Origin of the sequence: Streptomyces sp. NRRL F-5650 (assembly GCF_000721365.1) — a bacterium.
Taxonomy (GTDB): domain Bacteria; phylum Actinomycetota; class Actinomycetes; order Streptomycetales; family Streptomycetaceae; genus Streptomyces; species Streptomyces ardesiacus.
In genome coordinates, this window is record NZ_JOGV01000003.1 from 24,741 (window position 1) to 47,457 (window position 22,717).

A 22,717-nucleotide genomic window follows, 5' to 3' on the forward strand; every position below is an offset into this window, starting at 1 on the left:
TCGACGGCCCGCTTCGTGGAGGTGTGCCCTGCCGCCCCTCCTGCGCTACCCGACCGTGGACGAGCTGGGGGCCCGGGCCGCCGCGTTCGCCGCCCGGCATCCCCGCCACGCCAGGCTGCGCCGCGTCGGCACCTCCCGCGGGGGGCATCCGCTGCTGCTGCTCTCCGTCGGCCACGGCAGCCGCCAGGTCCTCGTCGTCGCCGGACCGCACGCGAACGAGCCCGTGGGCGGCGCCACCGCCCTCCGGCTGGCCGAGCGGGCCGTGGCCGATCCCCGGCTCACCGAGGGCGCCGACGCCACCTGGAACCTGCTGCTGTGCGTCGACCCCGACGGGCTGCGCCGCAACGAGGGGTGGCTGACCGGCCCCTACACCCTCGGCCGCTACGCCCGTAACTTCTTCCGGCCCGGCTTCCTCGAACAGCCCGAGTGGCTGCCCGACGGCCCGGACCGGGCCGCGCTGCCCGAGACCCGCACCCTGCTCGCCCTCCAGGAGGAACTGCGGCCCTTCCTGCAGTGCTCCCTGCACGGCGTGGACGTCGGCGGAGGCTTCGTCGAAGTGACCCACGACCTGCCGGGCCTGGCCCAGCGCGTCTCCCACACCGCCGCCCGGCTCGGCATACCCCGCGAACTGGGCGCCTACGACACCCTGTACTGGCCCGACCTGGGCCCCGCCGTCTACCGCATCCCGCCGCCCCGCCGCGGCGACTTCACCGCCGCCATCACCGAGGCCGCCGTCGACTCGACCTGGTGCCACCCGCGTCGCTACGGCACGGTCACCGCGGTCGTCGAGGCACCCATGTGGGCCGTGGCGGACGTCGCGGACGGCTCGCCCCCGGCCGACGGCGACGCGGTGCTGCGCGCCGTGAGCCGCACCCTGCGCCACGACACCCGGCGCCTGCACCGCGTCCTGGCCCGCCTCCGGCCCCACCTCGCCGCCGTGCCGGAGGCGGCGCACCTGCTCGCGCCGGTCGACGACTACCTGCTCGTCTGCCCCCGGCTCGCCGACGCGTGGGACCCCGACACCGACGACGGGACCGGCCGCTCACTGCCGCCGTTGAACACCTCCCACCTCGTGGCCCTGCGGCTGGCCGGACGGCGCCTGTCCCTGCGGACCGCGGGACTGCTGCACCAACTGGTCACCCGGACCGGCGGCGACCCGGCGGGCGTCCTGCCCGAACTGGACCGGCTCGTCGACGAGGGCTGCGCCGACTACCGCGACGGATGCGCCGCGCGCTGGATACCGGTGGGGCGTCAGGTCGAGTACCAGACCCGCATCGTGCTCGCCGCGTTCGAACTGGCCGGACGGCGTTCCGTCGCGGGCGCCCGCTCGGGCGAGCCCGGCCGCGGGACCGGGGCCACGGTGCCGATGCACCGGGACTGACCGGGCCCGCCCCGCCCCGCATCCCGGGCTCCGCCGCTACTCCCGCCCCGTGTCCACCCGCTCCAGCAGCGCCACCGGCCGGTCGGCGAACAGGTCCGCCACGCGCGCGTGTCCCTCGAACTCCCGCCCCGGTGCCAGCGTGTCGGCCCACCGGCCCGGCGGCAGCGCCAGCGTCGTGCCGCGCCAGCCCCCCGCCTCCGCCAGGCGCAGCGAGAGCCGCGTCACGGCCGTCACGGCCGCACCGGAGCGGGCGAACGCCACACAGTGCGCCGCCGCCGGGCCCTCGGCGTGCAGCGGCTCGTACGTCGCGCGCTCGCCGAAGGCACCGGGCCGCCGGGCCCGCAGCGCCAGCGCCGCCCGGGTCACCGCCGCCTTCTCCCCGCGCTCCCCGGCACCCACGCCCGCGCCGTCGGCCCCGGCGGCGGGGAAGTCCACCGGTCGGCGGTTGTCCGGGTCCACCAGCGCCAGGTACTCGTGCTCGGTGCCCTGGTAGAGGTCCGGCACGCCCGGCATCGTCAGGTGGACCAGGGCCGTGCCGAGGACGTTGGCCCGCACGTGCGGCTCCAGCGCCTTGCGCAGCGCGGCGACGCGTTCGCCCGGCGCGCCGCACGGCCCCGACGCCACGAACCGGGCCACCGCCTCCTCGTAGGAGGGGTCCTGCTCCGTCCAGCTCGTGTGCGTCCCGGCCTCGCGCACGTGCTTCAGCAGTGCCTCCCGCACGCGTTCCTCGTCCGCCGGACCCAGACCGAACACCGTCTGCCAGGCCGCCCACGCCACCTGTCCGTCCGGCAGCTCCTCGCCCGTTCCGGCGAGTTCCGTGGTCCCGGTGACCTCCGCCAGGGCGTCCGCCCACCGCGCGGGGCACTGCGTGAGCACCGCCAGCGCGGCCCGCACGTCGGCGCTGCGCTTGGTGTCGTGCGTCGTCACCACCGTGCCCGTCACGGGCCAGTCGCGCTGCACGCGCGCGCAGTAGCCGTGGAACTCCTCCGCCGACACGGCCGGACGCCCGGGGTCGCCGCCCACCTCGGTCGCCGACAGCAGCGGCACGTAGCGGTAGAAGGCGGTGTCCTCGACGGACTTGGCGCGCAGCGCCGACGCGGTCTGCGCGAACCGGGTGCGGAACTCCGCGTGGTCCGGCCCGTCCCCGTACCGCCCCAGCACCAGGCCGCGTACGACGTCCACCGCGCCCGCCTCCTCGGGCACCGTGAAGGCGCGCCGCGCCCCGGCCGCCGCCGCCTCGGTGACGACCGCCGCCGCGTCCACCGACGTGTACGGCCGGTACACCTCCATGCGGACCAGCAGTTCCCGCAGCGCCGTGCGCAGCGCCCAGGGCGCCCGGTCGCGCAGGGCCAGGGAGGGCGCGGCGGCACACAGGCGGTGCGCCACCCGGGTCAGCCGGTCCAGCTCGGCGGCCAGCTCGTGCCCGAGCACCTCGTACGCCGCGCGCCGCACCGTCGCCGCCCAGTTGCCGCCCTCGTCCGCAGGCGGGCCGGCGAACCCGCGGTAGCCGTCCAGCAGCCGCCGGTGTCCGGCCGGGTCCGCGAACAGCCCGTCGACGTGCCGCAGGGCGTCGTACCCGGTGGTGCCGGCGACGGGCCAGGCGGCGGGCAGCCGTTCCCCGTCCGCGAGGATCTTCTCCACCACCGTCCACCGGCCGCCGCTCGCCTCGTGCAGCCGCTCCAGGTACGCGCCGGGGTCGGCGAGGCCGTCGGGGTGGTCGACGCGCAGCCCGTCGACCACGCCCTCGCGCAGCAGCCGCAGGACCGTGCCGTGCGTGGCGTCGAAGACCTCCGGGTCCTCCACGCGGACGCCGATCAGCTCCGAGATGCTGAAGAAGCGCCGGTAGTTCAGCTCGGTGCGGGCCAGCCGCCACCACACCGGGCGGTACCACTGGGCGTCCAGCAGCCGCGGCAGCGGCAGGTCCGCGGTGCCCTCCCGCAGCGGGAAGGCGTGCTCGTGGTAGCGCAGCACGTCGCCGTCGACCCGGAGGTCGGCCGCCACCTCGCCGACCGGGCCGCCCAGCACCGGCAGCAGCAGCCGGCCGCCCTGCGCCTGCCAGTCGATGTCGAACCACCGCGCGTACGGCGACCCGGGCCCCTCGCGCAGCACCTCCCACAGGGCGCGGTTGTGACGCGGGGACATCGCCATGTGGTTGGGCACGATGTCCACCACCAGGCCCAGACCGTGCTCCCGCGCGGTGCGCGACAGGGCGCGCAGTCCCTCCTCCCCGCCCAGTTCGGCGCGCACGCGCGTGTGGTCGACGACGTCGTAGCCGTGCGGCGAGCCCGGGACCGCCTCCAGGACGGGGGACAGGTGCAGGTGCGACACGCCGAGCGAGGCCAGATACGGCACGGCCGCCGCCGCGGCCCCGAAGGGGAAGGCCGGCTGCAACTGGAGCCGGTAGGTGGCCGAGGGGACGGGAGAGGGGGCGGGGACGGCGGATGCGGGGGAGGCCGGGGACGGCACCGGGTCGGGTCGCTCAGGGGTCATGCAGAGCTACGTACCCGCCCCGCCGCCGTTCCTGTCACCGGCCCCCTGCACGGATGCAACCCGCCCCCCCCGTACGGACGCGGGGCGCCGCTCCCGGGCCGGGGCCTACACCGGCCGCTGCAGCACCGTCAGGCTCCGGTCCGGCAGGGTCAGCCGGTCGCCCGCCTGCACCTTCGGTCCCGTGCCCGCGGGCACCCCCTCCGTCAGGGCGGTGTCGACCACCACCTCCCACTGCCGGCCGTGGTCCACCGGCACCACGAAGTCGAGCGGCCTCGGCGAGGCGTTGAACATCAGCAGGAACGAATCGTCCGTGATGCGCTCCCCCCGGGCTCCCGGCTCGGAGATCGCGTTGCCGTTCAGGAACACCGTGAGCGCCGAGGCCCGCGCCGAGTCCCAGTCCCGCCGGGTCATCTCCGCGCCCTCCGGGGTGAACCAGGCGATGTCGGACAGCTCGTCGTAGGTGCCCTGCACGGGACGGCCGTGGAAGAAGCGGCGCCTGCGGAAGACCGGGTGGTCCCTGCGCAGCCACACCATCGCGCGGGTGAAGCGCAGCAGGTCGGGTTCGTCCTCGGGCCACGCCACCCATGCCAGCTCGTTGTCCTGGCAGTAGGCGTTGTTGTTGCCCCGCTGGGTGCGGGCGAACTCGTCGCCGTGGCTGATCATCGGGACGCCCTGGGAGAGCAGCAGGGTGGCGACGAAGTTCCGCATCTGCCGCGCCCGCAGCTCCAGCACCGCCGGGTCGTCGGTGTCGCCCTCGACGCCGCAGTTCCAGGAGCGGTTGTGGCTCTCGCCGTCGCGGTTGTCCTCGCCGTTGGCCTGGTTGTGCTTGTCGTTGTAGGCCACCAGGTCGTGCAGGGTGAAACCGTCGTGGCAGGTCACGAAGTTGATCGAGGCCAGCGGGCGGCGGCCGTCGTCCTGGTAGAGGTCGGACGACCCGGTCAGCCGGGAGGCGAACTCCGCCAGCGTGCGCGGCTCGCCGCGCCACAGGTCCCGCACCGTGTCCCGGTACTTGCCGTTCCACTCGGTCCACAGCGGCGGGAAGTTGCCCACCTGGTAGCCGCCCTCGCCCACGTCCCACGGCTCGGCGATCAGCTTCACCTGCGAGACCACCGGGTCCTGCTGGACCAGGTCGAAGAACGACGACAGCCGGTCCACCTCGTGGAACTGCCGGGCCAGCGTGGCCGCGAGGTCGAAGCGGAACCCGTCCACGTGCATCTCGGTGACCCAGTACCGCAGCGAGTCCATGATCATCTGGAGCACGTGCGGGGACCGCATGAGCAGCGAGTTCCCGGTCCCCGTGGTGTCCATGTAGTAGCGCGGGTCGTCGGCCAGCCGGTAGTACGAGGGGTTGTCCAGCCCTTTGAGGGACAGCGTCGGGCCCAGGTGGTTGCCCTCGGCGGTGTGGTTGTAGACCACGTCCAGGATCACCTCGATCCCGGCCTCGTGCAGCGCCTTGACGGCGGACTTGAACTCCAGCACCTGCTGGCCGCGGTCGCCCCAGGAGGCGTAGGCGTTGTGCGGGGCGAAGAAGCCGACCGTGTTGTAGCCCCAGTAGTTGTTGAGCCCCATGTCCACCAGACGGTGGTCGTTGACGAACTGGTGGACCGGCATCAGCTCCAGGGCGGTCACGCCCAGCCCCGTGAGGTGCTCGATGAGCGCGGGGTGCGCGAGGGCGGCGTAGGTGCCGCGCAGCTCGTCCGGGAGGCCCGGGTGCCGCATGCTCAGGCCCTTCACGTGGGCCTCGTAGATCACCGTGTGGTGGTACTCCGTCCGGGGGCGCCGGTCGTCGCCCCAGTCGAAGTACGGGTTGACCACGACCGACGTCATCGTGTGCGGGGCCGAGTCGAGGTCGTTGCGCCGTTCGGGTTCGCCGAAGTGGTAGCCGTACACCTCCTCGCCCCACTGGACCGACCCGCTGATCGCGCGCGCGTACGGATCGAGGAGCAGCTTCGCGCTGTTGCAGCGCAGCCCGCGCTCGGGGGCGTAGGGGCCGTGCACGCGGTACCCGTACCGCTGCCCCGGCATCACGCCCGGCACGTACGCGTGCCGCACGAACGCGTCGCTCTCCCGCAGTTCGATCGCCGTCTCCGAGCCGTCGTCGTGCAGCAGACACAGCTCTACTCGGTCGGCGGCCTCCGTGAAGACCGCGAAGTTGGTGCCGGCGCCGTCGTACGTGGCACCCAGTGGATACGCCTCTCCAGGCCAGACCTGCATGAACACGACTCTTTCAGGTGTGGGGCGCCGGTGCGGACGCCTTGGCTCCGAGTCCCCCGGAAGTCTCCCCGAAAGTGAGGCGACCACCTAGCACGTACGTCCTCCTACCCACCCGGGGGCGTTCTGCTGCCCCCGGACCCGGGCGGACCCGCGCGCCCCGTTCACCGCACCCCGCCCACGTCACCGCTATGAATCCGCTCACTCCCCGGTGTGAGCACGCACGGAACACGCCTGCGGGCCACGGGGGTTGGTGAAAACCGTGCCGTCCATCGGGCTGCACCCCGGACCGTCGGCGGAGTACCCTTCCTTGATCGTTGGGACGGGGTGTCCCCGGCAGAGACCGGGGGAGCGGAAGGCGGTACTCGGGTGGGCTCGGGAGGGCTGGAGCTGCCTCCTGGTGACGAGGGTCATCAGGGGGACTCCACGGACGTCCCGCCCGGTGCGGTGTCCCTGGCGCGGCCGATGAACGCGGGAGCGATCGGTCCGGAGCTGGACTGGGACTCCGACGCCTGGCACGAGGTGCGCACGCGCGCGCAGCGGGCCGGCCGGGCCTACATCTGGCTGAACCTCGTCGAGCAGCGGCTGCGCGCGGTGGTGGCCGCCGTCCTGCGGCCGGTCTACGAACCGGTCCACGGCGACGACTGGGTGGTCGCCGCCGCCGGCCCCGCCGGCCAGGAGTGGGTGCAGCGTGCCGTCGCGGTGCGCGAGGTCAGCCGCCGCAAGGGCTACCTGCTCGACCCGGCCGACGACAACGTGCTCAGCTTCCTGACCCTGCCCCAGTTGCGCGAGCTGATGGTGCAGCACTGGCCCTGCTTCGAGCCCTACGTGGACGAGCGCCGCGACGTCGAACTGGCCCTGGACGAACTGGAGGTCACCCGCAACGTCGTCTCCCGCAACCGGGCCCTGTCCGAGGCGGTGCTGAACCAGGCCGAACGGGCCTCCGCGCGGCTGCTCGAAGTCCTCGGCGCGGGCAGCGACGTGCCGTCGGCGCGGCGCCTGCCGGTGGACGCCGTGGAGGACCTGGTCGGAGACCGCTACGCCGACGTGGTCGCCGTGCACTCGGACCGGGTGCGGCTGCTGCGCCAGTTCCCGGCGGAGGACCTGTTCGGCAACGCCCGCCGCGTGGACGCCCTCGGCATCGGCCTCAACCTGCTCGTGCAGAACTTCTCCGGCCGCCGCCTGCTGCGGATGGCCGAGGCCGGCGGCCGGGTGCGGCTGCTCTTCCTGAACCCGGCCTCCAGCGCGATCAAGCGCCGCGAGCGCGAACTGGGCATCAAGCGGGGCGAGCTGAGCCGCGCCGTGGAGATGAACATCCTGCACATGCGCCGGGTGCGCGCCCGGCTGCGGGACCCCGGTGCCTTCGAGATCCAGGTCTTCGACGAGACACCCCGCTTCACGGCCTACCTCGTCGACGGGGACGGCGCCGACGGCATCGCCGTCGTGCAGTCCTACCTGCGCCGCACGCGGGGCATGGAGGCGCCGGTCCTCGTCCTGCGCAACGGCCGCAACGGCGGAAGGGTGGTGAAGTCGGACCGGGTCGACGAAGGCGGGCTCTTCCCCACCTACCGCGAGGAGTTCGAGCTGATGTGGGCGGATTCGCGCCCGGTGTCCTGAACGTCGCATTCCGGGTGGGCCGGGGAGGGCGCAAGCGGAACGCGGTCCTCTGGTTGTCAGTGGTCCGTGGGAGGGTGGGAACCACTGGGGGAACGCACCACCAAGAAGGGGGACCGCCCATGGGCTGGCACCGGGAGCTGCTGATCGGCTTCGACCTGGAGACGACGGGCACCGATCCGCACGAGGCGCGCATCGTCACGGGGGCCGTCATCGAGTTCAGGGGCGCGGAGCCGCTCGGCCGGCGGGAGTGGCTGGCCGACCCCGGCGTGGAGATCCCGGCGGACGCGGTGGCGGTCCACGGCATCAGCAACGAACGCGCGGCCGCCGAGGGCCGCCCCGCCGACCAGGTCGCCGACGCCATCGCCGCCGTCCTCACCGACCACTGGAAGGCGGGCGTCCCGGTCGTCGCCTACAACGCGGCCTTCGACCTCACCCTGCTCGCCGCCGAACTGCGGCGCCACGGGCTGCCCTCGCTGCGCGAGCGCCTCGGCGGCGTGGACCCGGCCCCGGTCGTCGACCCGTACGCCATCGACCGTTCCGTCGACCGGTACCGCAGGGGCAAGCGAAACCTGGAGGCGGTCTGCCGGGAGTACGGCGTCCCGCTCGACGCCGCCCACGACGCCGCGGCCGACGCCCTCGCCGCGGCCCGGCTGGCCTGCGCGATAGCCCGCCGCCACCCCAAGGTCGCGGCCCTCGGCCCGGCGGAGCTGCACCGTCGCCAGATCGAGTGGTGCGCCGAGTGGGCGGCGGACTTCCAGCGCTTCCTGCGCCGCAAGGGCGACGCCGCGGCCGTGGTGGACGGCGGCTGGCCGCTGCGCGAGCCGGCCGGAGAGCCCGCCGGAGAGCCCGCCGACGAGCGGGTCTGAGGCCCGGGGCGGTCCCGGGGCACGCCCGCCGGCGCCCGTGCCGGCTCAGAAGGGGTACCACCGCACCGTCGGGTCCTCGTCCCGCAGCGACGCCACCCTGCGTTCGAACTCGGCGAGCGCCTTCGGGTTGCTCGGCGCGTGCTGGGCCACCCATGCGCAACTGGCGGTCTCCCGGGCGCCGCGCAGCACCGCGCAGCCGTCCCACTCGCGCACGTCCCAGCCGTAGGCCGCGGTGAAGGCGTCGTACGCCTCGGCGGGCAGCCCGTAGCGGTCCCGGCTCAGCGCCATCACCACCAGGTCGTGCTCGCGCAGGTCGGCGGAGAAGGTCTCCAGGTCGATCAGGACCGGCCCGTCGGGACCGACGTGCACGTTGCGGGGCAACGCGTCCCCGTGGATGGGGCCCGGTGCCAGGTGCGGGGTGAGCGCGGCGGCGGCCCGCGCGAAGCCGTCCCGGCGCCCGCGCAGGTACGCGGCGTCCGCGGGGTCGATCACGTCGCCCGCCAGGCGCAGCCAGCGTTCCACACCGCCCAGCAGCTCGCGGGGCGGCAGCTCGAAGGAGGAGGGGAGGGGCAGTTCGTGGACGAGCCGGAGCAGTGCCGCCACGTCCCTGGGCTCGGTGGGCCGCACCGGGTCGGGCAGCCGCCGCCACACCGTCACCGGGTGCCCGTCGACGATCAGCGCCGTCGGCTCGGCCGCCCGCACCGCCGGGACGCCCGCCTCCTCCAGCCAGAGCGCGACGGCCAGTTCCCGGCGCGCCCGTGCGAGGAGCTCGGCGTCGCGGCCCACCTTGACCGCCAGGCCGCCGGCGGCGAACACCGCGTTCTCGCCGAGGGCCAGCAGCCGCGCCTCCCGCGCCGCGCCGGGCAGCACTCCCGCCGCGGCGAGCACCTCCCGCGCCCGTGCCTCGTCCATCGCCTCGCGCCTCCGTGTCCGTGCCGGTTCCGGCCATGCCGGGGGCCAGTGTCGCATTCGCACTGGTGGGGGCGTGTACGCGGGCCCTTGACGGGACGCGGTCACTTCACGACCATGACGGGGCCGTCCGAGCCGTGCAGGGGGGTTGGCCGCGTGACACCGGTGACCGAGCCGAGGAGACCGGCGCGCCGTGCGCCCGGCCCGGGTACGGGCGGGAGCGCGGACGCCCCGCGGGGCGGACCGGCCCACGGCGCCTGGTTCCTGGTGCTGCCCGCGCTCATCCCGATCCTGGTCCTCAGCGTGGGACCGCTGCTCCACGGCATCCTGCTGGCGTTCACCGACGCACAGTCGGGCCGCACGGAGCCCACCCGGTGGATCGGCGCCCTGAACTTCCGGGACCTCCTGCACGACACGCTGTTCTGGGAGTCGTTCCGGATCGGCCTGGTGTGGGCCGCCGCGGTCACGGTGCCGCAGTTCCTGCTCGCGCTCGGTCTCGCCCTGCTGCTCAACCAGGACCTCCGGCTGCGCTGGGCGGCCCGGGCGCTGGCGATCGTCCCCTGGGCGATGCCCGAGGTCGTCGTCGGCATCATGTGGCGCCTGGTCTACAACACGGACGCCGGCATCCTCAACGAGACGCTGCGCGACCTCGGCCTCGGCGACGGCCACGACTGGCTCAGCGGCCTGGGCACCGCCCTGCCCGCCGTCGTCGTCGTCGGTGTCTGGGCCGGCCTGCCGCAGACCACCGTCGCCCTGCTCGCCGGACTCCAGAACACCCCGCGCGAGCTGCACGAGGCGGCCGCCGTGGACGGCGCGGGCGCCTGGCGCCGCTTCCGCACGGTCACCTGGCCCGCCCTCAGACCCGTCGCCCTCGCCATCACCGCCCTCAACGTCATCTGGAACTTCAACTCCTTCGCCCTGGTCTACGTGCTGACCAACGGCGGCCCCGGCGGACGCACCCGGCTGCCCATGCTCTTCGCCTACGAGGAGGCCTTCCGCTACGGGCAGTTCGGCTACGCGGCGGCGATGGGCTGCGTCATGGTCGCCGTGATCTCGATCCTGCTGGCCGTCTTCCTCGCCGGCCGGCTCCGCGGCGGGGACCGGGGAGGTGACGGGGCGTGAGGACCTCGAAGGGTGCCCGCGCGGGCCAGTACGCCGCGCTGCTCGCGTATCTGGTCTTCCTGGCCTTCCCGTTCCTGTGGCTGATCTCCGTCGCGTTCAAACCGCCGCGCGAGCTGGCCGGACTGCATCCCTCCTGGATCCCGGAGAACCCCACCCTCGACAACTTCCGGCAGGCCTTCGACGAGCAGCCGCTGCTGCGCGCCGGGCTCAACTCCCTGCTCGCCGCCCTCGGCGCCGCCGTGATCGCGGTGCTGGTCGCGACCCCGGCGGCGTACGTCATGGCCCGCCGGCGCGGCCGGTTCGCCAAGGCGGCCACCGGATGGGTCGTGGTCGGCCAGGCATTCCCCTTCGTCCTGCTGATCATCCCGCTGTTCCTGGTCCTCAAGCACCTCGGCCTGATCGACTCGGTCGCCGGCCTGGTGATGGTGTACGTCGTGTGGTCGCTGCCCTTCGCGTTGTGGATGCTGGCCGGATACGTCCGCGCCGTGCCCCGCGAGCTGGAGGAGGCTGCCGCGGTCGACGGCGCCGGGTCCCTGCGCACCCTGGTCTCGGTGACCGCGCCGCTGCTCGCGCCGGGGATCGTGGCGACGGCCCTGTTCGCGTTCGTCACCGCGTGGAACGAGTTCTTCTTCGCCCTGGTCCTGCTGAAGACGCCGGAGAAACAGACGCTGCCCGTGGTGCTCACCCACTTCATCGGCGCCGAGGGCGTCGCCGACCTCGGGCCCCTCGCCGCGGCGGCCTTCCTCGCCACCCTGCCCTCGCTGGTCGTCTTCGCCCTCGTCCAGCGGCGGATCACGGGCGGCATGCTCGCCGGGGCGGTGAAGAGCTGATGCGCACCGGGACCGCCACCCTGCTCCTCGCCCTCGTCCTGCTCCTGGCCGGCTGCACGCCGGGCGGCGACGACCGCGCCGACGGCCGGATCACCCTCCGCTTCCAGTCCCTGGCCTGGCAGGACGAGTCGGTGCGGGCCACGAAGGAACTGGTGCGGGAGTGGAACGCCGCCCACCCCGACGTGCGCGTCGAGTACGTCCAGGGAAGCTGGGACGGCGTCCACGACCAGCTCCTCACCTCCTTCGAGGGCGGCGAGGCGCCCGACATCGTCCACGACGCCTCCGACGACCTCGCCGACTTCGCCCACGGCGGCCACCTCGCCGACCTCACCGGACTGCTGCCCGCGCGGCTGACGTCGGACATACCCGGGCAGAGCTGGCAGACGGTCACCTTCGGCGACGGCGTCTACGGCGTGCCGTTCCTCCAGGAGCCGCGGGTGCTGATCGCCAACGCGACCCTGCTGAAGGAGTCGGGCGTGCGGATCCCGACGCCGGAAGACCCCTGGACCTGGGCGGAGTTCCGGCAGGTGACCAAGGAGCTGAGCGGCGAGGGGAGGTACGGGGTGGCCTGGGCGCTCAAGGAGCCCGTCTCCGCCACGCTCAACCTCTCCCTGTCCACCGGCGGCCGGCTCTTCCACCGCGGCGCCGACGGCAGGGTGACCGTCCGCTTCGAGGCGGGCGACCAGGTGGTGCCGCGCACCGTCCACGACCAGGTGGAGACCGACCGCAGTGCCTCTCCCACCACCCTGGGCAGCGGCGGCTCCGACACGCTGCCCGGCTTCTTCGCCGGCAAGTACGCGATGGTGCCCCTCGGCTTCTCCTACCGCCAGCAGATCGAGCAGCAGGCCCCCGAGGGTTTCGACTGGCAGGTGCTGCCCGCCCCGGCCGGGGCCGACGGGCTCACCCAGGGGGTCAGCCCGCAGACCCTGTCGGTCGCCGAGGACAGCCCGCACAAGAAGGAGGCCGTCGCGTTCCTCGACTTCCTCCTGCGGCCGGACCGCATGGTCCGCCTCGCGCTCGGCGACTGGATGCTGCCCACCGGGCGGCAGGCGCTGGCGGACCCCGCCCTGCACACGGCCGAGCGCGGCTGGGCCACCGGCACCGCCCTCGCCGCACACCTGCGCCCGGCACCAGCCCAGTCCGTGCGGGGCTACGCCGAGTGGAAGGACAAGGTCGCGACCCCGGCGCTGCAGGAGTACTACAGCGGGGCGATCGGCATGGGCGACCTGCGCCACCGGCTGGAGGAGGACGGAAACCTGGTGCTCGCCCGCTACCAGCGCTGACGGTCCTCCGCCGCCGCCGCCCGGCGGCGGCCCCGGCGAAAAGCGGTTGCCCGCCGGGCGAACCCCCCTCTAACGTCGCGTCCGTGGCAGCTTTCAACGCGATCTTCAACTCCGGTCTCGGCCGGGGCTGCACGCACGCCATCAGGCTGCGTCGTGGCCCCGGAGCCCTGACCGGCCCGGGGTCCTCCCGCCGCTGACCCACCGGACGCGTTCGACGCGTTCCCGGTGCGCGCGACGGGGCCGAGCCCCCGCATTCCCTTTTTTGCCTTCGTCTTCCGGTCAGGGCCCTCGGCTGCCCTTTTCCCCTCCTGTCACGGAAGACAAGGACCGCAGGCAATGGCCCGCCCCACCCAGCGTGCCCGCACGCTCTCGCAGAACTTCCTCGCCGACCGCGCCACCGCCGAACGCGTCGCGCGGCTCGCCGCCCCCGACCGCTCCCGCCCTCCCCTCGTGCTCGAAGTGGGCGCGGGCCGAGGCGCCCTCACCGAGCCGCTGGCCCGCCGCAGCCGCGAACTGCGCGCCTACGAGATCGACCCCCGGCTCGTCCCGGGACTCCGCGCCCGTTTCGCGCACAGCCCGCACGTGAGCGTCGTCGCCGGGGACTTCCTCGCCGTCCGGCCGCCGCGCACGCCGTTCTCGGTCGCCGGGAACGTGCCCTTCTCCCGCACGGCCGACATCGTCGACTGGTGCCTGACCGCGCCCGCCCTCACCGAGGCCACCCTCATCACGCAGCTCGAGTACGCCCGCAAACGCACCGGCGACTACGGCCGCTGGTCCCGCCTCACGGTCCTGACCTGGCCGCGCCACGAATGGCGGCTGGCCGGCCGGGTGGGCCGCCTCCGCTTCCGCCCGGCACCGCGCGTCGACGCCGGTGTCCTGCGCATCGAACGCCGTCCCACGCCGTTGCTCACCGCCGCAGCCCTGCGCGGCTGGGCGGACCTGGTCGAGCTGGGCTTCTCCGGGGTCGGCGGCTCGCTGCACGCCTCCCTGCGGCGCGCCCACCCCCGTCGCCGGGTGGACGCGGCCTTCCGCGCCGCCCGGCTCGATCCCGCCCTGCTCGTCGGCGAGGTCGCCCCCGACGGCTGGCTGCGGCTGCACGAGGAGCTGGCCTCATGAGGGAAATGCACTTGCACGAGACGTCTCGTCTCGCCTACGGTCGTCGCATGACCACTCGCCCCGCTCACATCGCCATGTTCTCCATCGCCGCCCACGGCCACGTGAACCCCAGCCTGGAGGTGATCCGGGAACTCGTCGCGCGGGGGCACCGGGTGACGTACGCGATCCCGCCCCTCCTCGCGGACAAGGTCGCCGAGGCGGGTGCCGAACCCAAGCTCTGGAACAGCACACTGCCCGGCCCCGACGCCGATCCGGAGGCGTGGGGGAGCACCCTGCTGGACAACGTCGAGCCCTTCCTCGACGACGCGATCCAGTCGCTCCCGCAGATCGCCGAGGCGTACGAGGGGGACGAGCCGGACCTGATCCTGCACGACATCGGTTCCTACACCGCCCGAGTCCTCGGCCGCCGCTGGAACGTGCCCGTGATCTCCCTGTCGCCCTGCATGGTCGCCTGGGAGGGGTACGAGCAGGAGGTCGGACAGCCGATGTGGGAGGAACCGCTGAAGACCGAGCGCGGGCAGGCGTACTACGCCCGCTTCCACGCCTGGCTGGAGGAGAACGGGATCGCCGACCACCCCGACCCCTTCGTCGGCCGCCCCGACCGCTCCCTGGTGCTGATCCCCAGGGCGCTGCAGCCCCACGCCGACAGGGTCGACGAGAAGACGTACACCTTCGTCGGCGCCTGCCAGGGGGACCGCACCGCCGAGGGCGACTGGACGCGTCCCGAGGGCGCCGGCAAGGTCGTCCTCGTCTCCCTCGGGTCCGCCTTCACCAAGCAGCCCGCGTTCTACCGGGAGTGCGTCAGGGCCTTCGGCGACCTGCCCGGCTGGCACACGGTGCTCCAGGTCGGCCGGCACATCGACCCGGCCGAGCTGGGCGACGTACCGGACAGCGTGGAAGTGCACACCTGGGTACCGCAGTTGGCGATCCTCCAGCAGGCGGACCTGTTCGTCACCCACGCGGGCGCCGGAGGCAGCCAGGAGGGCCTGGCGACCATCACGCCGATGATCGCCGTACCGCAGGCCGCGGACCAGTTCGGCAACGCCGACATGCTCCAGGGCCTCGGCGTCGCCCGCACGCTCGCGACCGAGGAGGCCACCGCCGAGGCGCTGCGCACCGCCGCCCTCGGCCTGGTCGACGACCCGGAGGTGGCAGGACGCCTCGGGGAGATCCAGGCGCGGATGGCCGAGGAGGGCGGCACCCGGCGGGCCGCCGACCTCATCGAGGCCGAACTGGCGGCCGCACGCGGCTGACCCCGTACGACGAGGCGCGGGGCCCGACGGTCCCCGTCGAACCGACGGGCCCCGCGCCGCGGGGTGCGTCCGGTCGCCGTCCCCGACGCCGGCCCGGCCGGCCGCCGAGCCGGGGGCGGCCACCAGGACGACCTACGGCGCCCGGATCCCGACGGCGGCCCGTCGGCGCAGGTTCCCTGCCGCCGCCCGGCCTTTCGACGGGGTGGCCCGCGTGAGACCGTCGCGTCGTGCTCTGCGGTGACGGGCGACGGCGGACCCGCCGCCGTGCACGCTCCGCGGGGCCCGACGGCCGTTCTAGGGTGGGCGGATGACGACCAAGTACGCGGCGCTGCTGCGCGGGATCAACGTGGGCGGCAGCCGCAAGGTGCCGATGGCCGACCTGCGCGCGCTGCTGACCTCACTCGGCCACGACGCCGTACGCACCCATCTGCAGAGCGGCCAGGCCGTCTTCGCCTCCGCGCGCGGCGACGAGGACTCCCTGGCCGCCGAGCTGGCGGCGGCGGTCGAGCGGCGCTTCGGCTTCCCGGTGGACGTGATCGTGCGCGACCACGCCTATCTGAAGGGGATCGTCGAGGCGTGCCCGTTCCCGGCCGCCGAGCTGGAGGCCAAGCAGGTGCACGTCACCTACTTCTCCGCACCCGTCGACGCGGACCGCTTCGCGGCGATCGACGCACCGGCCTTCCGCCCCGAGGAGTTCCGCCTCGGCGACCGCGCCCTCTACCTCTACGCGCCCGACGGCCTGGGCCGCTCCAAGCTAGCCGAGGCCCTCGCCAGACCCCGTGTCACCAAGGGACTCGTCGCCACCAGCCGCAACTGGAACACGGTCATTAAACTCGTGGAACTGACCGGACCCTGATCCCGGGTCCGGCCTCAGGCCCCGACCGCCACCGCCAACGGCGCCCGGGCCGCGTCGTAACGGTCCAGCAGGACCCGTGCCACCTCGGGGGCGGGGCCCAGGACGTCCGCCAGCACGTCCGCGCCGGTCGCGCCCCGGGCGATGCGGTCCGGCAGGAAACCGGGTGCCAGGACGTAGGGGGCGACGGCGACGCGGGCGCAGCCCAGCTCGCGCAACCGCCGTACCGCGTCCTCGGTGCGCGGAAGGGATGCGGAGGCGAACGCAGGCCGCACGGCGCACCAACCGGTGTGCCGCCACTCCCGCGCGGTATCAGCGATCACTGCGATCGCCTCCGGGTCGGAGGACCCCGCCGCGGCCAGCACGACCCCGGTCGAGGACTTGTCGGCGGGCGTCAGACCCGCCTCGTACAGGCGCCGCTCCAGTGCCGTCAGCAGCAGCGGCGAGGGGCCGAGCACCTCGGCCTGCCGCACCCGCAGGCGCGGCGGCGCCGCCGCCAGGACGGCGGGGATGTCCGCCTTGGCGTGGAAGGCGCGGGTCAGCAGCAGCGGCAGGGCCACCACGTCCCGCACGCCCTCCGCGTCCAGGGACTCGAGGACGCCCTGCACCGAGGGGACGTTGAAGTCCAGGAAGCCGGTCTCCACCCGTGTCCGCGGACGCAGCGCCCTGACCCGGCGGACCAGGGCGTGCACGGTCGCGGCGTGCCGCGGGTCGCGGCTGCCGTGGGCGACCACCAGGAGTACGGGGCGGACCGGAGCGGACATGTCGCGCCTCAGCTCTTCACCAGCAGACCGCGGCTGCGCAGCACCCGGCGCTCCAGCGGGCTGAAGATCAGCAGGTCGATGGCGATGCCGACGACCAGGATGAGCAGGATGGCCTCGAAGACCATGGCCATGTCGCTGGCGTTGCGGCCGTTCTCCAGCAACTGCCCCAGCCCCACCCCGAGGTCGGGGAAGGAGGCGATGATCTCGGCGGCCATCAGCGAGCGCCAGGAGAACGCCCAGCCCTGCTTGAGACCGGCGACATAGCCGGGGAGCGCGGCCGGCAGCACGATGTGCCAGGTGCCCTTCAGCCCCGTGGCGCCCAGGGTGCGGCCCGCCCTCAGGTAGATCGGGGAGACCTGGTCGACGCCGGAGACCAGCCCGTTGGCGATGGAGGGCACCGCGCCGAGCAGGATCACGGCGTACATCATCGAGTTGTTCAGGCCCAGCCAGATCACGGCCGGCGGCACCCAGGCCACCGACGGCAGCGACTGGAGGCCGGACAGGATCGGGCCGATCGCCGCGCGCACGAACTTCACCCGCGCCACCAGCAGCCCCAGCGGGGTGCCGATCAGCAGCGCGAAGAAGAAGCCGAGCAGGCCGCGCGAGACGCTGGTCCAGATGTAGCCGAGCAGTTCCCCCTCCAGCCACGCCTGCTGGACCACGTGCCACACGTCGGAGGGGGCGGGCAGCTTGGTCGGGTCGTCGACGATCTCGAAGGAGACCAGCGCCTGCCACACCGCGAGGACGAGCAGGACCGCCACGGCGGGCGGCAGGATCTTCTCCACGAAGGTCTGCCGCAGCGGCTTGCGCCCCTGCTGCACCGACTCCAGTGCGTCCAGGCCCGCCTCCAGGCCGGCGAGGTCGCCGCCGTCCCTCGCGCCCGCGTCCCCGGCGGAGCGCTTCGTGTCAGTGCTGGCCATGTCGGCGGATCTCCCCACGCAGTTCTTCGGTGATCTCGACGGACAGCTCCGCCACGGCGGTGTCCTCGATGCGGCGCGGCTGCGGGATGCCCACCGTCCACTGGCGCGCCACCCGGCCGGGCCGCGAGGACAGCAGGACCACCCGCTCGGCCAGCCGCACGGCCTCGCGGACGTTGTGCGTCACGAACAGCACGGACAGCTTCGTCTCGCGCCAGATCCGGGTCAGCTCGTCGTGCAGCACGTCCCGCGTGATGGCGTCCAGGGCCGCGAACGGCTCGTCCATCAGCAGGAGTTGGCTCTCCTGCGCGAGTGCCCGGGCCATCGCGACCCGCTGGCGCATCCCGCCGGACAGCTCGTGCACCCGCTTGCCGTACGCGCCCTTGAGACGGACGAGTTCGAGCAGTTCCTCCGCCTTGTCGCGGCGCTCGTTCTTCGGCACGCCCCGCAGCTTCAGGGCGAGTTCGATGTTCTTGCCCGCGGTCAGCCACGGGAACAGGGCGTGCTCCTGGAACATCAGGGCCGGCCGCCCGTCCGTGCTGATGGCGCCCGCGCTCGGCTCGTCCAGGCCCGCCACCAGGTTCAGCAGCGTGGACTTGCCGCAGCCGGAGGCGCCCAGGAGGGTGACGAACTCGCCGGGCGCGACATCGAGGGTGATGTCGTCCAGGACGAGCTGCTGCCCGGCGGGGCCCGCGAAGGACTTCGAGACGTGCTCGATCCGGGCGGCGTACGCGGCCGGCTCGGTGCCGTCGGCGGCCTTGGCGAGGGTCGTGGTCGTGGCCATGGTCGTCACCTCCTGGGTGGTCGGATCCGGGCTTTACTCGACGCCGAGCCCGGCGTCGTCGACCGCGGGCTTCCCCTTGGCCTTGAGGACCTTGTTGAGCAGCGTGAGGTCGTAGATGCCGTTCAGGTCGGGCTTCTCCAGCAGACCGGCCTTCACGGCGTGCTCCGCCTGGGCGTCCAGGGTGGAGGCCAGCGGGTCGTCGGTGAGCTTGATCGACTTCCAGGCCGGGTCCAGCACGTCGGCCGGCAGCGCCTTGCCGGAGTCCTTCTCCAACTGCTGGTTCGCCGCGGCCTTCGCCTCGTCCGGGTGGGCCGTGATCCACGCGTTGGTGTCGACCGACGCCCCGAGGACCGCCTCGACGGCCTTGGGGTGCTCCTTGAGGAACTTCTGCGACACGATGATGTTCGTGATCACGAACTTCTGGTCCGGCCACAGCGTGGACTCGTCGAGCAGCACCTTGCCGCCCTCGGCGACCAGCTTGGAGGCGGTGGGCTCGGGCACCCACGCGCCGTCCAGGGAACCGGACTTGTAGGCGTCCGGGGTGACCTTGTTGTCGCTGCGGACGACCGTCACGTCGCCCTTGCCGCTCTGGGCGTCGACCTTCCAGCCCTGCTCGGCGATCCAGTTGAGGAAGGCGACGTCCTGCGTGTTGCCGAGCTGTGGGGTGGCGATCCGCTTGCCCTTGACGTCCTCCAGGGACTTGATCCGGTCCGGGTTCACCACGAGCTTCACGCCGCCCGAGGCCGAACCGCCGATGATGCGCAGGTTCTTGCCGCCGGACTTGGTGTAGCCGTTGATCGACGGGGACGGGCCGATCCAGCCGATGTCGATGGAGCCGGAGTTCAGCGCCTCGATCTCGGACGGACCGGCGTTGAAGACCGCGTACTTGGCCTCGGTGCCGCCCAGCGCCTTCTGGAAGAAGCCCTTCTGGTTGGCGACCAGCGGCGTGGCGTGCGTGATGTTGCCGAAGTACCCGATCCGCACGGAGTCGAGACCGTCGACCTTCTCGGCCCCGTCGGCGACCTTGGCGGTGTCGTCGTCCTTCGCCTCGGAGCCGTACCCGCAGGCGGCCAGGGTGAGCAGGGGAAGGGCTGCTACGGCCGCGAGGGTGCGGCGCAGGGCGGTGGTGGCAGGCACGGGAGGTGTTCCTCTCGTTGGTCCGGCACGCACGCCTGTCGGATGGTCCGAGGTGTCAGGTCGTGGCCGGGAGGTCGGCAGGTCTTCGGCTGTGGGGGGTGAGGGCGCGCGAGCGGTGCGCGTACGTCAGCGCACACATCGCGCCACTCCGCCCTGCCCGCTGCCGAGGACGCCGCTGCCGACGCGGCCGCCCTCCTTGGCGAACGTGGAGTAGAAGTCGGGGGAGCCCATGCTCAGAAGTCCCACCCGTCGTCGTCCGCCGCGTCCTTGACCGGCTCCGGCGCGGCGAACGACTCGCCCGCCATGCCGGCGGTGAGCGTGGTGCCGTCACCGGGGTCGATCAGGATGAACGAGCCCGTGCGCCGCGAGTCGGCGTAGGAGTCGGCGGGCAGCGGCTCGGCGGTGCGGATCTTGACCCGGCCGATGTCGTTGGCGACGAGCTGCCCGGGGTGCGGGTGCAGGGACAGGTCGTCCAGCGTGAGCCGGGCCGGGATGTCCTTGACGATCGCCTTGACGGTGCGGGTGCCGTGCTTGAGCAGCACCCGGTGGCCCACGGTGAGCGGAGCGTCGGCGACGTGGCAGACGGTGGCCTCGACGTCCTGGGTGGTGGCCGGGGCGTCCTGGCTGGGCACGATCAGGTCGCCGCGGGAGATGTCGATGTCGTCGTCGAGCAGCAGCGTCACCGACTGCGGCGTCCACGCCTCGGTGACCGGCCGGCCGAGCAGGTCGATGCCGGACACCTTGGAGGTGCGCCCGGAGGGCAGGACGGTGACCTCGTCGCCGACGCGGAAGGTGCCGGCGGCTATCTGGCCCGCGTAGCCGCGGTAGTCGGGGTGCTCGGCGGTCTGCGGCCGGATCACGTACTGCACGGGCAGCCGGGCGTGGCAGTGCGCCAGGTCGTGGCTGACCGGCACGGTCTCCAGGTGTTCGAGCACCGTCGGGCCGCCGTACCAGTCCATGACCGCCGACGCCTCCACCACGTTGTCGCCCTCGAGCGCCGAGATGGGGATCGCGGTGACCTCCGGGACGCCCAGTTCGGTGGCGTACGCCGTGAACTCCTCGGCGATGGCGGCGAACACGGACTCCTCGTAGCCGACCAGGTCCATCTTGTTGACGGCGAGGACGACGTGCGGGACGCGCAGCAGGGCGGCGATCGCGGCGTGCCGGCGGGTCTGCTCGACGACGCCGTTGCGGGCGTCGACGAGGATCACCGTCAGCTCGGCCGTGGAGGCGCCCGTGACCATGTTCCGCGTGTACTGCACGTGGCCCGGCGTGTCCGCCAGGATGAACCGGCGGCGCGGGGTGGCGAAGTAGCGGTAGGCCACGTCGATGGTGATGCCCTGTTCGCGCTCGGCCCGCAGGCCGTCGGTGAGCAGCGCGAGGTCCGGCGCCCCCTGGCCGCGGCTCGCGGACGCCCGCTCCACGGCCTCCAGTTGGTCGGTGAGGACCGACTTGGAGTCGTGCAGGAGCCGGCCGACCAGCGTGGACTTGCCGTCGTCGACCGAGCCGGCGGTGGCGAAGCGCAGCAGGGTCGTCTCCGAGAGCTGCCAGACCGACAGCGCCTCGGCGGACTCGGCCGCGCGGGCGGGCTCGATGGGTTCGGTGGTGCTGGTCATGGTTAGAAGTACCCCTCGCGCTTGCGGTCTTCCATCGCGGCCTCGGACATCTTGTCGTCGGCACGCGTGGCGCCGCGCTCGGTGAGGCGGGAGACCGCGATCTCGGCGATCACCTTCTCCATGTCGTCGGCGTCGGAGTCGACGGCACCGGTGCAGGACATGTCGCCGACGGTGCGGTAGCGGACCCTGCGCTTCTCCACCGTCTCGCCCTCCTTGGGTCCGCCCCACTCGCCGGCCGTCAGCCACATGCCGTTGCGGCTGAAGACCTCGCGCTCGTGGGCGTAGTAGATCGCCGGAAGCTCGATACCCTCGCGGGCGATGTACTGCCACACGTCCAACTCGGTCCAGTTGGAAAGCGGGAAGACGCGGACGTGTTCGCCGGGGGCGTGCCGGCCGTTGTACAGGTTCCACAGCTCGGGGCGCTGGCGGCGCGGGTCCCACTGGGAGAACTCGTCGCGCAGCGAGAACACCCGCTCCTTGGCCCGCGCCTTCTCCTCGTCCCGGCGACCGCCGCCGAAGACGGCGTCGAACTTCTCGGCCTGGATCTTCTCGGTCAGCGGCAGCGTCTGCAGCGGGTTGCGGGTCCCGTCCGGGCGCTCCTTGAGCACGCCCCGGTCGATGTAGTCCTGCACGGAGGCCACGTGCAGGCGCAGCCCGTGCCTGTCCACCGTGCGGTCGCGGTAGTCCAGGACCTCGGGGAAGTTGTGCCCGGTGTCCACGTGCAGCAGTGAGAAGGGGACGGCCGCGGGAGCGAATGCCTTCAGCGCCAGGTGCAGCATCACGATCGAGTCCTTGCCGCCGGAGAACAGGATCACCGGCCGCTCGAACTCGCCCGCCACCTCGCGGAAGATGTGCACCGCCTCGGACTCCAGGGCGTCCAGGTGGGAGAGGGCGTACGGGCTGTCCGTACCCTCCTCGGCCGCCGCGGGCGTCACGGACGTCGTCATGCCAGTCCCCTTTCGGTGAGCAGGGCGTGGACCGCCGCGGCGGACTCCTGGACGGTCTGGTTCTGCGACTCGATGCGCAGGTCGGGCCCGACGGGCTCCTCGTAGGGGTCGTCCACCCCGGTCAGCCCCGTCAGCTCGCCCGCCGCCTGCTTGGCGTACAGGCCCTTCACGTCGCGCACCGAGCACACCTCGACGGGGGTGGCCACGTGCACCTCGACGTACGCCGTGCCGTTCGCCTCGTGCCGCTCGCGCACCGCGTCGCGGCTGTCGGCGTACGGGGCGATCACCGGGACCAGCGCCGTGACGCCGTTGCGGGCGAGCAGTTCGGCGACGAAACCGATGCGCTGCACGTTGGTGTGCCGGTCCGCGCGGTCGAAGCCGAGGCCCGCCGAGAGGAACTCGCGGATCTCGTCGCCGTCGAGCAGCTCGACGCGCCGGCCCTCCTCACGCAGGCGGTCGGCCAGCTCGCGGGCGATGGTGGTCTTGCCCGCGCTGGGCAGCCCCGTGAGCCAGACGGTGGCTCCGGTCGTCACGTGGTTCTCCCTGGATCTCGATGGTCCGGCGGTCGTCGGCCCCGGGGCCGACGGTCCGGTGGTGGTCGGTCCGGTGGTGGTCGTCATG

The 22,717-nt window shown here is 73.3% G+C and carries 19 protein-coding genes; 9 read left to right on the forward strand and 10 right to left on the reverse strand.

Going from position 1 to position 22,717, the window contains the following annotated elements:
- Window positions 1–55: 55 nt before the first annotated feature.
- A complete protein-coding gene (locus IG88_RS0104575; RefSeq protein ID WP_031035223.1) occupies window positions 56–1,381 on the forward strand; it encodes a M14 family zinc carboxypeptidase in 1,326 nt (441 codons plus the stop codon).
- Between the two features lie 36 nt (window positions 1,382–1,417).
- Here IG88_RS0104575 and treY read toward each other — a convergent pair whose 3' ends face one another.
- Together treY and glgX are read right to left on the reverse strand one after the other, a co-directional pair.
- Window positions 1,418–3,871 (reverse strand): malto-oligosyltrehalose synthase, encoded by a 2,454-nt coding sequence (gene treY, locus IG88_RS0104580; protein WP_031035224.1) that lies wholly within the window; start codon window positions 3,869–3,871, stop codon window positions 1,418–1,420.
- Between the two features lie 105 nt (window positions 3,872–3,976).
- A complete protein-coding gene (glgX, locus tag IG88_RS0104585; protein ID WP_031035225.1) occupies window positions 3,977–6,085 on the reverse strand; it encodes a glycogen debranching protein GlgX in 2,109 nt (702 codons plus the stop codon).
- Window positions 6,086–6,451: 366 nt separating this feature from the next.
- Here glgX and IG88_RS0104590 point away from each other — a divergent pair, with 366 nt between their 5' ends.
- A complete protein-coding gene (locus IG88_RS0104590; protein WP_031035226.1) occupies window positions 6,452–7,699 on the forward strand; it encodes an SAV2148 family HEPN domain-containing protein in 1,248 nt (415 codons plus the stop codon).
- Between the two features lie 119 nt (window positions 7,700–7,818).
- A complete protein-coding gene (locus tag IG88_RS0104595) occupies window positions 7,819–8,565 on the forward strand; it encodes a 3'-5' exonuclease (protein ID WP_031035229.1) in 747 nt (248 codons plus the stop codon).
- Window positions 8,566–8,610: 45 nt separating this feature from the next.
- Here the strand turns inward: IG88_RS0104595 and IG88_RS0104600 are convergent, their stop codons facing one another.
- Window positions 8,611–9,477: a phosphotransferase enzyme family protein gene (locus IG88_RS0104600; protein ID WP_031035231.1), complete on the reverse strand. Its 867-nt coding sequence runs from the start codon at window positions 9,475–9,477 to the stop codon at window positions 8,611–8,613.
- 114 nt (window positions 9,478–9,591) lie between these two features.
- Here IG88_RS0104600 and IG88_RS0104605 point away from each other — a divergent pair, with 114 nt between their 5' ends.
- From IG88_RS0104605 to IG88_RS0104630, 6 genes are all read left to right on the forward strand, one after another.
- On the forward strand, window positions 9,592–10,596 hold the full coding sequence (locus IG88_RS0104605) for a carbohydrate ABC transporter permease (protein ID WP_420712070.1): 1,005 nt from the start codon (window positions 9,592–9,594) through the stop codon (window positions 10,594–10,596).
- Window positions 10,593–11,426, forward strand: coding sequence for a carbohydrate ABC transporter permease (locus tag IG88_RS0104610; protein ID WP_031035236.1), 834 nt, complete (start codon window positions 10,593–10,595; stop codon window positions 11,424–11,426). Before IG88_RS0104605 ends, IG88_RS0104610 begins: the two co-directional genes overlap by 4 nt.
- Entirely contained in the window at window positions 11,426–12,709 is a 1,284-nt protein-coding gene (locus IG88_RS0104615) for an ABC transporter substrate-binding protein (RefSeq protein WP_031035237.1), read from the forward strand. The genes IG88_RS0104610 and IG88_RS0104615 overlap by 1 nt, the downstream gene beginning before the upstream one ends.
- 336 nt (window positions 12,710–13,045) lie before the next feature.
- Entirely contained in the window at window positions 13,046–13,825 is a 780-nt protein-coding gene (gene erm(O), locus IG88_RS0104620) for a 23S rRNA (adenine(2058)-N(6))-methyltransferase Erm(O) (RefSeq protein ID WP_031035240.1), read from the forward strand.
- The gene (locus IG88_RS0104625; RefSeq protein ID WP_031035241.1) at window positions 13,822–15,078 is read left to right on the forward strand and encodes a glycosyltransferase; all 1,257 of its coding nucleotides are present in this window, start codon (window positions 13,822–13,824) and stop codon (window positions 15,076–15,078) included. The genes erm(O) and IG88_RS0104625 overlap by 4 nt, the downstream gene beginning before the upstream one ends.
- A 307-nt stretch (window positions 15,079–15,385) precedes the next feature.
- Entirely contained in the window at window positions 15,386–15,934 is a 549-nt protein-coding gene (locus tag IG88_RS0104630) for a DUF1697 domain-containing protein (protein ID WP_031035243.1), read from the forward strand.
- 14 nt (window positions 15,935–15,948) lie between these two features.
- On the opposite strand, the gene IG88_RS0104635 is transcribed toward IG88_RS0104630, so the two are convergent.
- The 7 genes from IG88_RS0104635 to cysC form a co-directional block, all read right to left on the reverse strand.
- A complete protein-coding gene (locus IG88_RS0104635) occupies window positions 15,949–16,695 on the reverse strand; it encodes a sirohydrochlorin chelatase (protein ID WP_031035246.1) in 747 nt (248 codons plus the stop codon).
- 8 nt (window positions 16,696–16,703) lie between these two features.
- The gene (locus IG88_RS0104640) at window positions 16,704–17,615 is read right to left on the reverse strand and encodes an ABC transporter permease (protein WP_031035248.1); all 912 of its coding nucleotides are present in this window, start codon (window positions 17,613–17,615) and stop codon (window positions 16,704–16,706) included.
- Window positions 17,602–18,396: an ABC transporter ATP-binding protein gene (locus tag IG88_RS0104645; protein WP_031035250.1), complete on the reverse strand. Its 795-nt coding sequence runs from the start codon at window positions 18,394–18,396 to the stop codon at window positions 17,602–17,604. The genes IG88_RS0104640 and IG88_RS0104645 overlap by 14 nt, the downstream gene beginning before the upstream one ends.
- A gap of 33 nt (window positions 18,397–18,429) precedes the next feature.
- Entirely contained in the window at window positions 18,430–19,533 is a 1,104-nt protein-coding gene (locus IG88_RS0104650; RefSeq protein ID WP_031035253.1) for an aliphatic sulfonate ABC transporter substrate-binding protein, read from the reverse strand.
- Window positions 19,534–19,766: 233 nt separating this feature from the next.
- Entirely contained in the window at window positions 19,767–21,149 is a 1,383-nt protein-coding gene (locus IG88_RS0104660) for a sulfate adenylyltransferase subunit 1 (protein ID WP_051851755.1), read from the reverse strand.
- Window positions 21,150–21,151: 2 nt separating this feature from the next.
- On the reverse strand, window positions 21,152–22,096 hold the full coding sequence (gene cysD / locus IG88_RS0104665; protein WP_031035256.1) for a sulfate adenylyltransferase subunit CysD: 945 nt from the start codon (window positions 22,094–22,096) through the stop codon (window positions 21,152–21,154).
- Window positions 22,093–22,716, reverse strand: a complete 624-nt coding sequence (gene cysC, locus IG88_RS0104670; protein ID WP_078861401.1) for an adenylyl-sulfate kinase — start codon at window positions 22,714–22,716, stop codon at window positions 22,093–22,095. The genes cysD and cysC overlap by 4 nt, the downstream gene beginning before the upstream one ends.
- Window position 22,717 lies beyond the last annotated feature (1 nt).

Coding starts and splice junctions, on each gene's coding strand:
- IG88_RS0104625 (WP_031035241.1), top strand. CDS start 13,822: ATGAGGGAAATGCACTTGCACGAGACGTCTCGTCTCGCCTACGGTCGT.
- IG88_RS0104635 (WP_031035246.1), bottom strand. CDS start 16,695: ATGTCCGCTCCGGTCCGCCCCGTACTCCTGGTGGTCGCCCACGGCAGC.
- IG88_RS0104640 (WP_031035248.1), bottom strand. CDS start 17,615: ATGGCCAGCACTGACACGAAGCGCTCCGCCGGGGACGCGGGCGCGAGG.
- IG88_RS0104600 (WP_031035231.1), bottom strand. CDS start 9,477: ATGGACGAGGCACGGGCGCGGGAGGTGCTCGCCGCGGCGGGAGTGCTG.
- cysC (WP_078861401.1), bottom strand. CDS start 22,716: ATGACGACCACCACCGGACCGACCACCACCGGACCGTCGGCCCCGGGG.
- IG88_RS0104595 (WP_031035229.1), top strand. CDS start 7,819: ATGGGCTGGCACCGGGAGCTGCTGATCGGCTTCGACCTGGAGACGACG.
- IG88_RS0104645 (WP_031035250.1), bottom strand. CDS start 18,396: ATGGCCACGACCACGACCCTCGCCAAGGCCGCCGACGGCACCGAGCCG.
- IG88_RS0104660 (WP_051851755.1), bottom strand. CDS start 21,149: ATGACCAGCACCACCGAACCCATCGAGCCCGCCCGCGCGGCCGAGTCC.
- IG88_RS0104615 (WP_031035237.1), top strand. CDS start 11,426: ATGCGCACCGGGACCGCCACCCTGCTCCTCGCCCTCGTCCTGCTCCTG.
- IG88_RS0104605 (WP_420712070.1), top strand. CDS start 9,592: ATGACGGGGCCGTCCGAGCCGTGCAGGGGGGTTGGCCGCGTGACACCG.
- glgX (WP_031035225.1), bottom strand. CDS start 6,085: ATGCAGGTCTGGCCTGGAGAGGCGTATCCACTGGGTGCCACGTACGAC.
- cysD (WP_031035256.1), bottom strand. CDS start 22,096: ATGACGACGTCCGTGACGCCCGCGGCGGCCGAGGAGGGTACGGACAGC.
- IG88_RS0104630 (WP_031035243.1), top strand. CDS start 15,386: ATGACGACCAAGTACGCGGCGCTGCTGCGCGGGATCAACGTGGGCGGC.
- treY (WP_031035224.1), bottom strand. CDS start 3,871: ATGACCCCTGAGCGACCCGACCCGGTGCCGTCCCCGGCCTCCCCCGCA.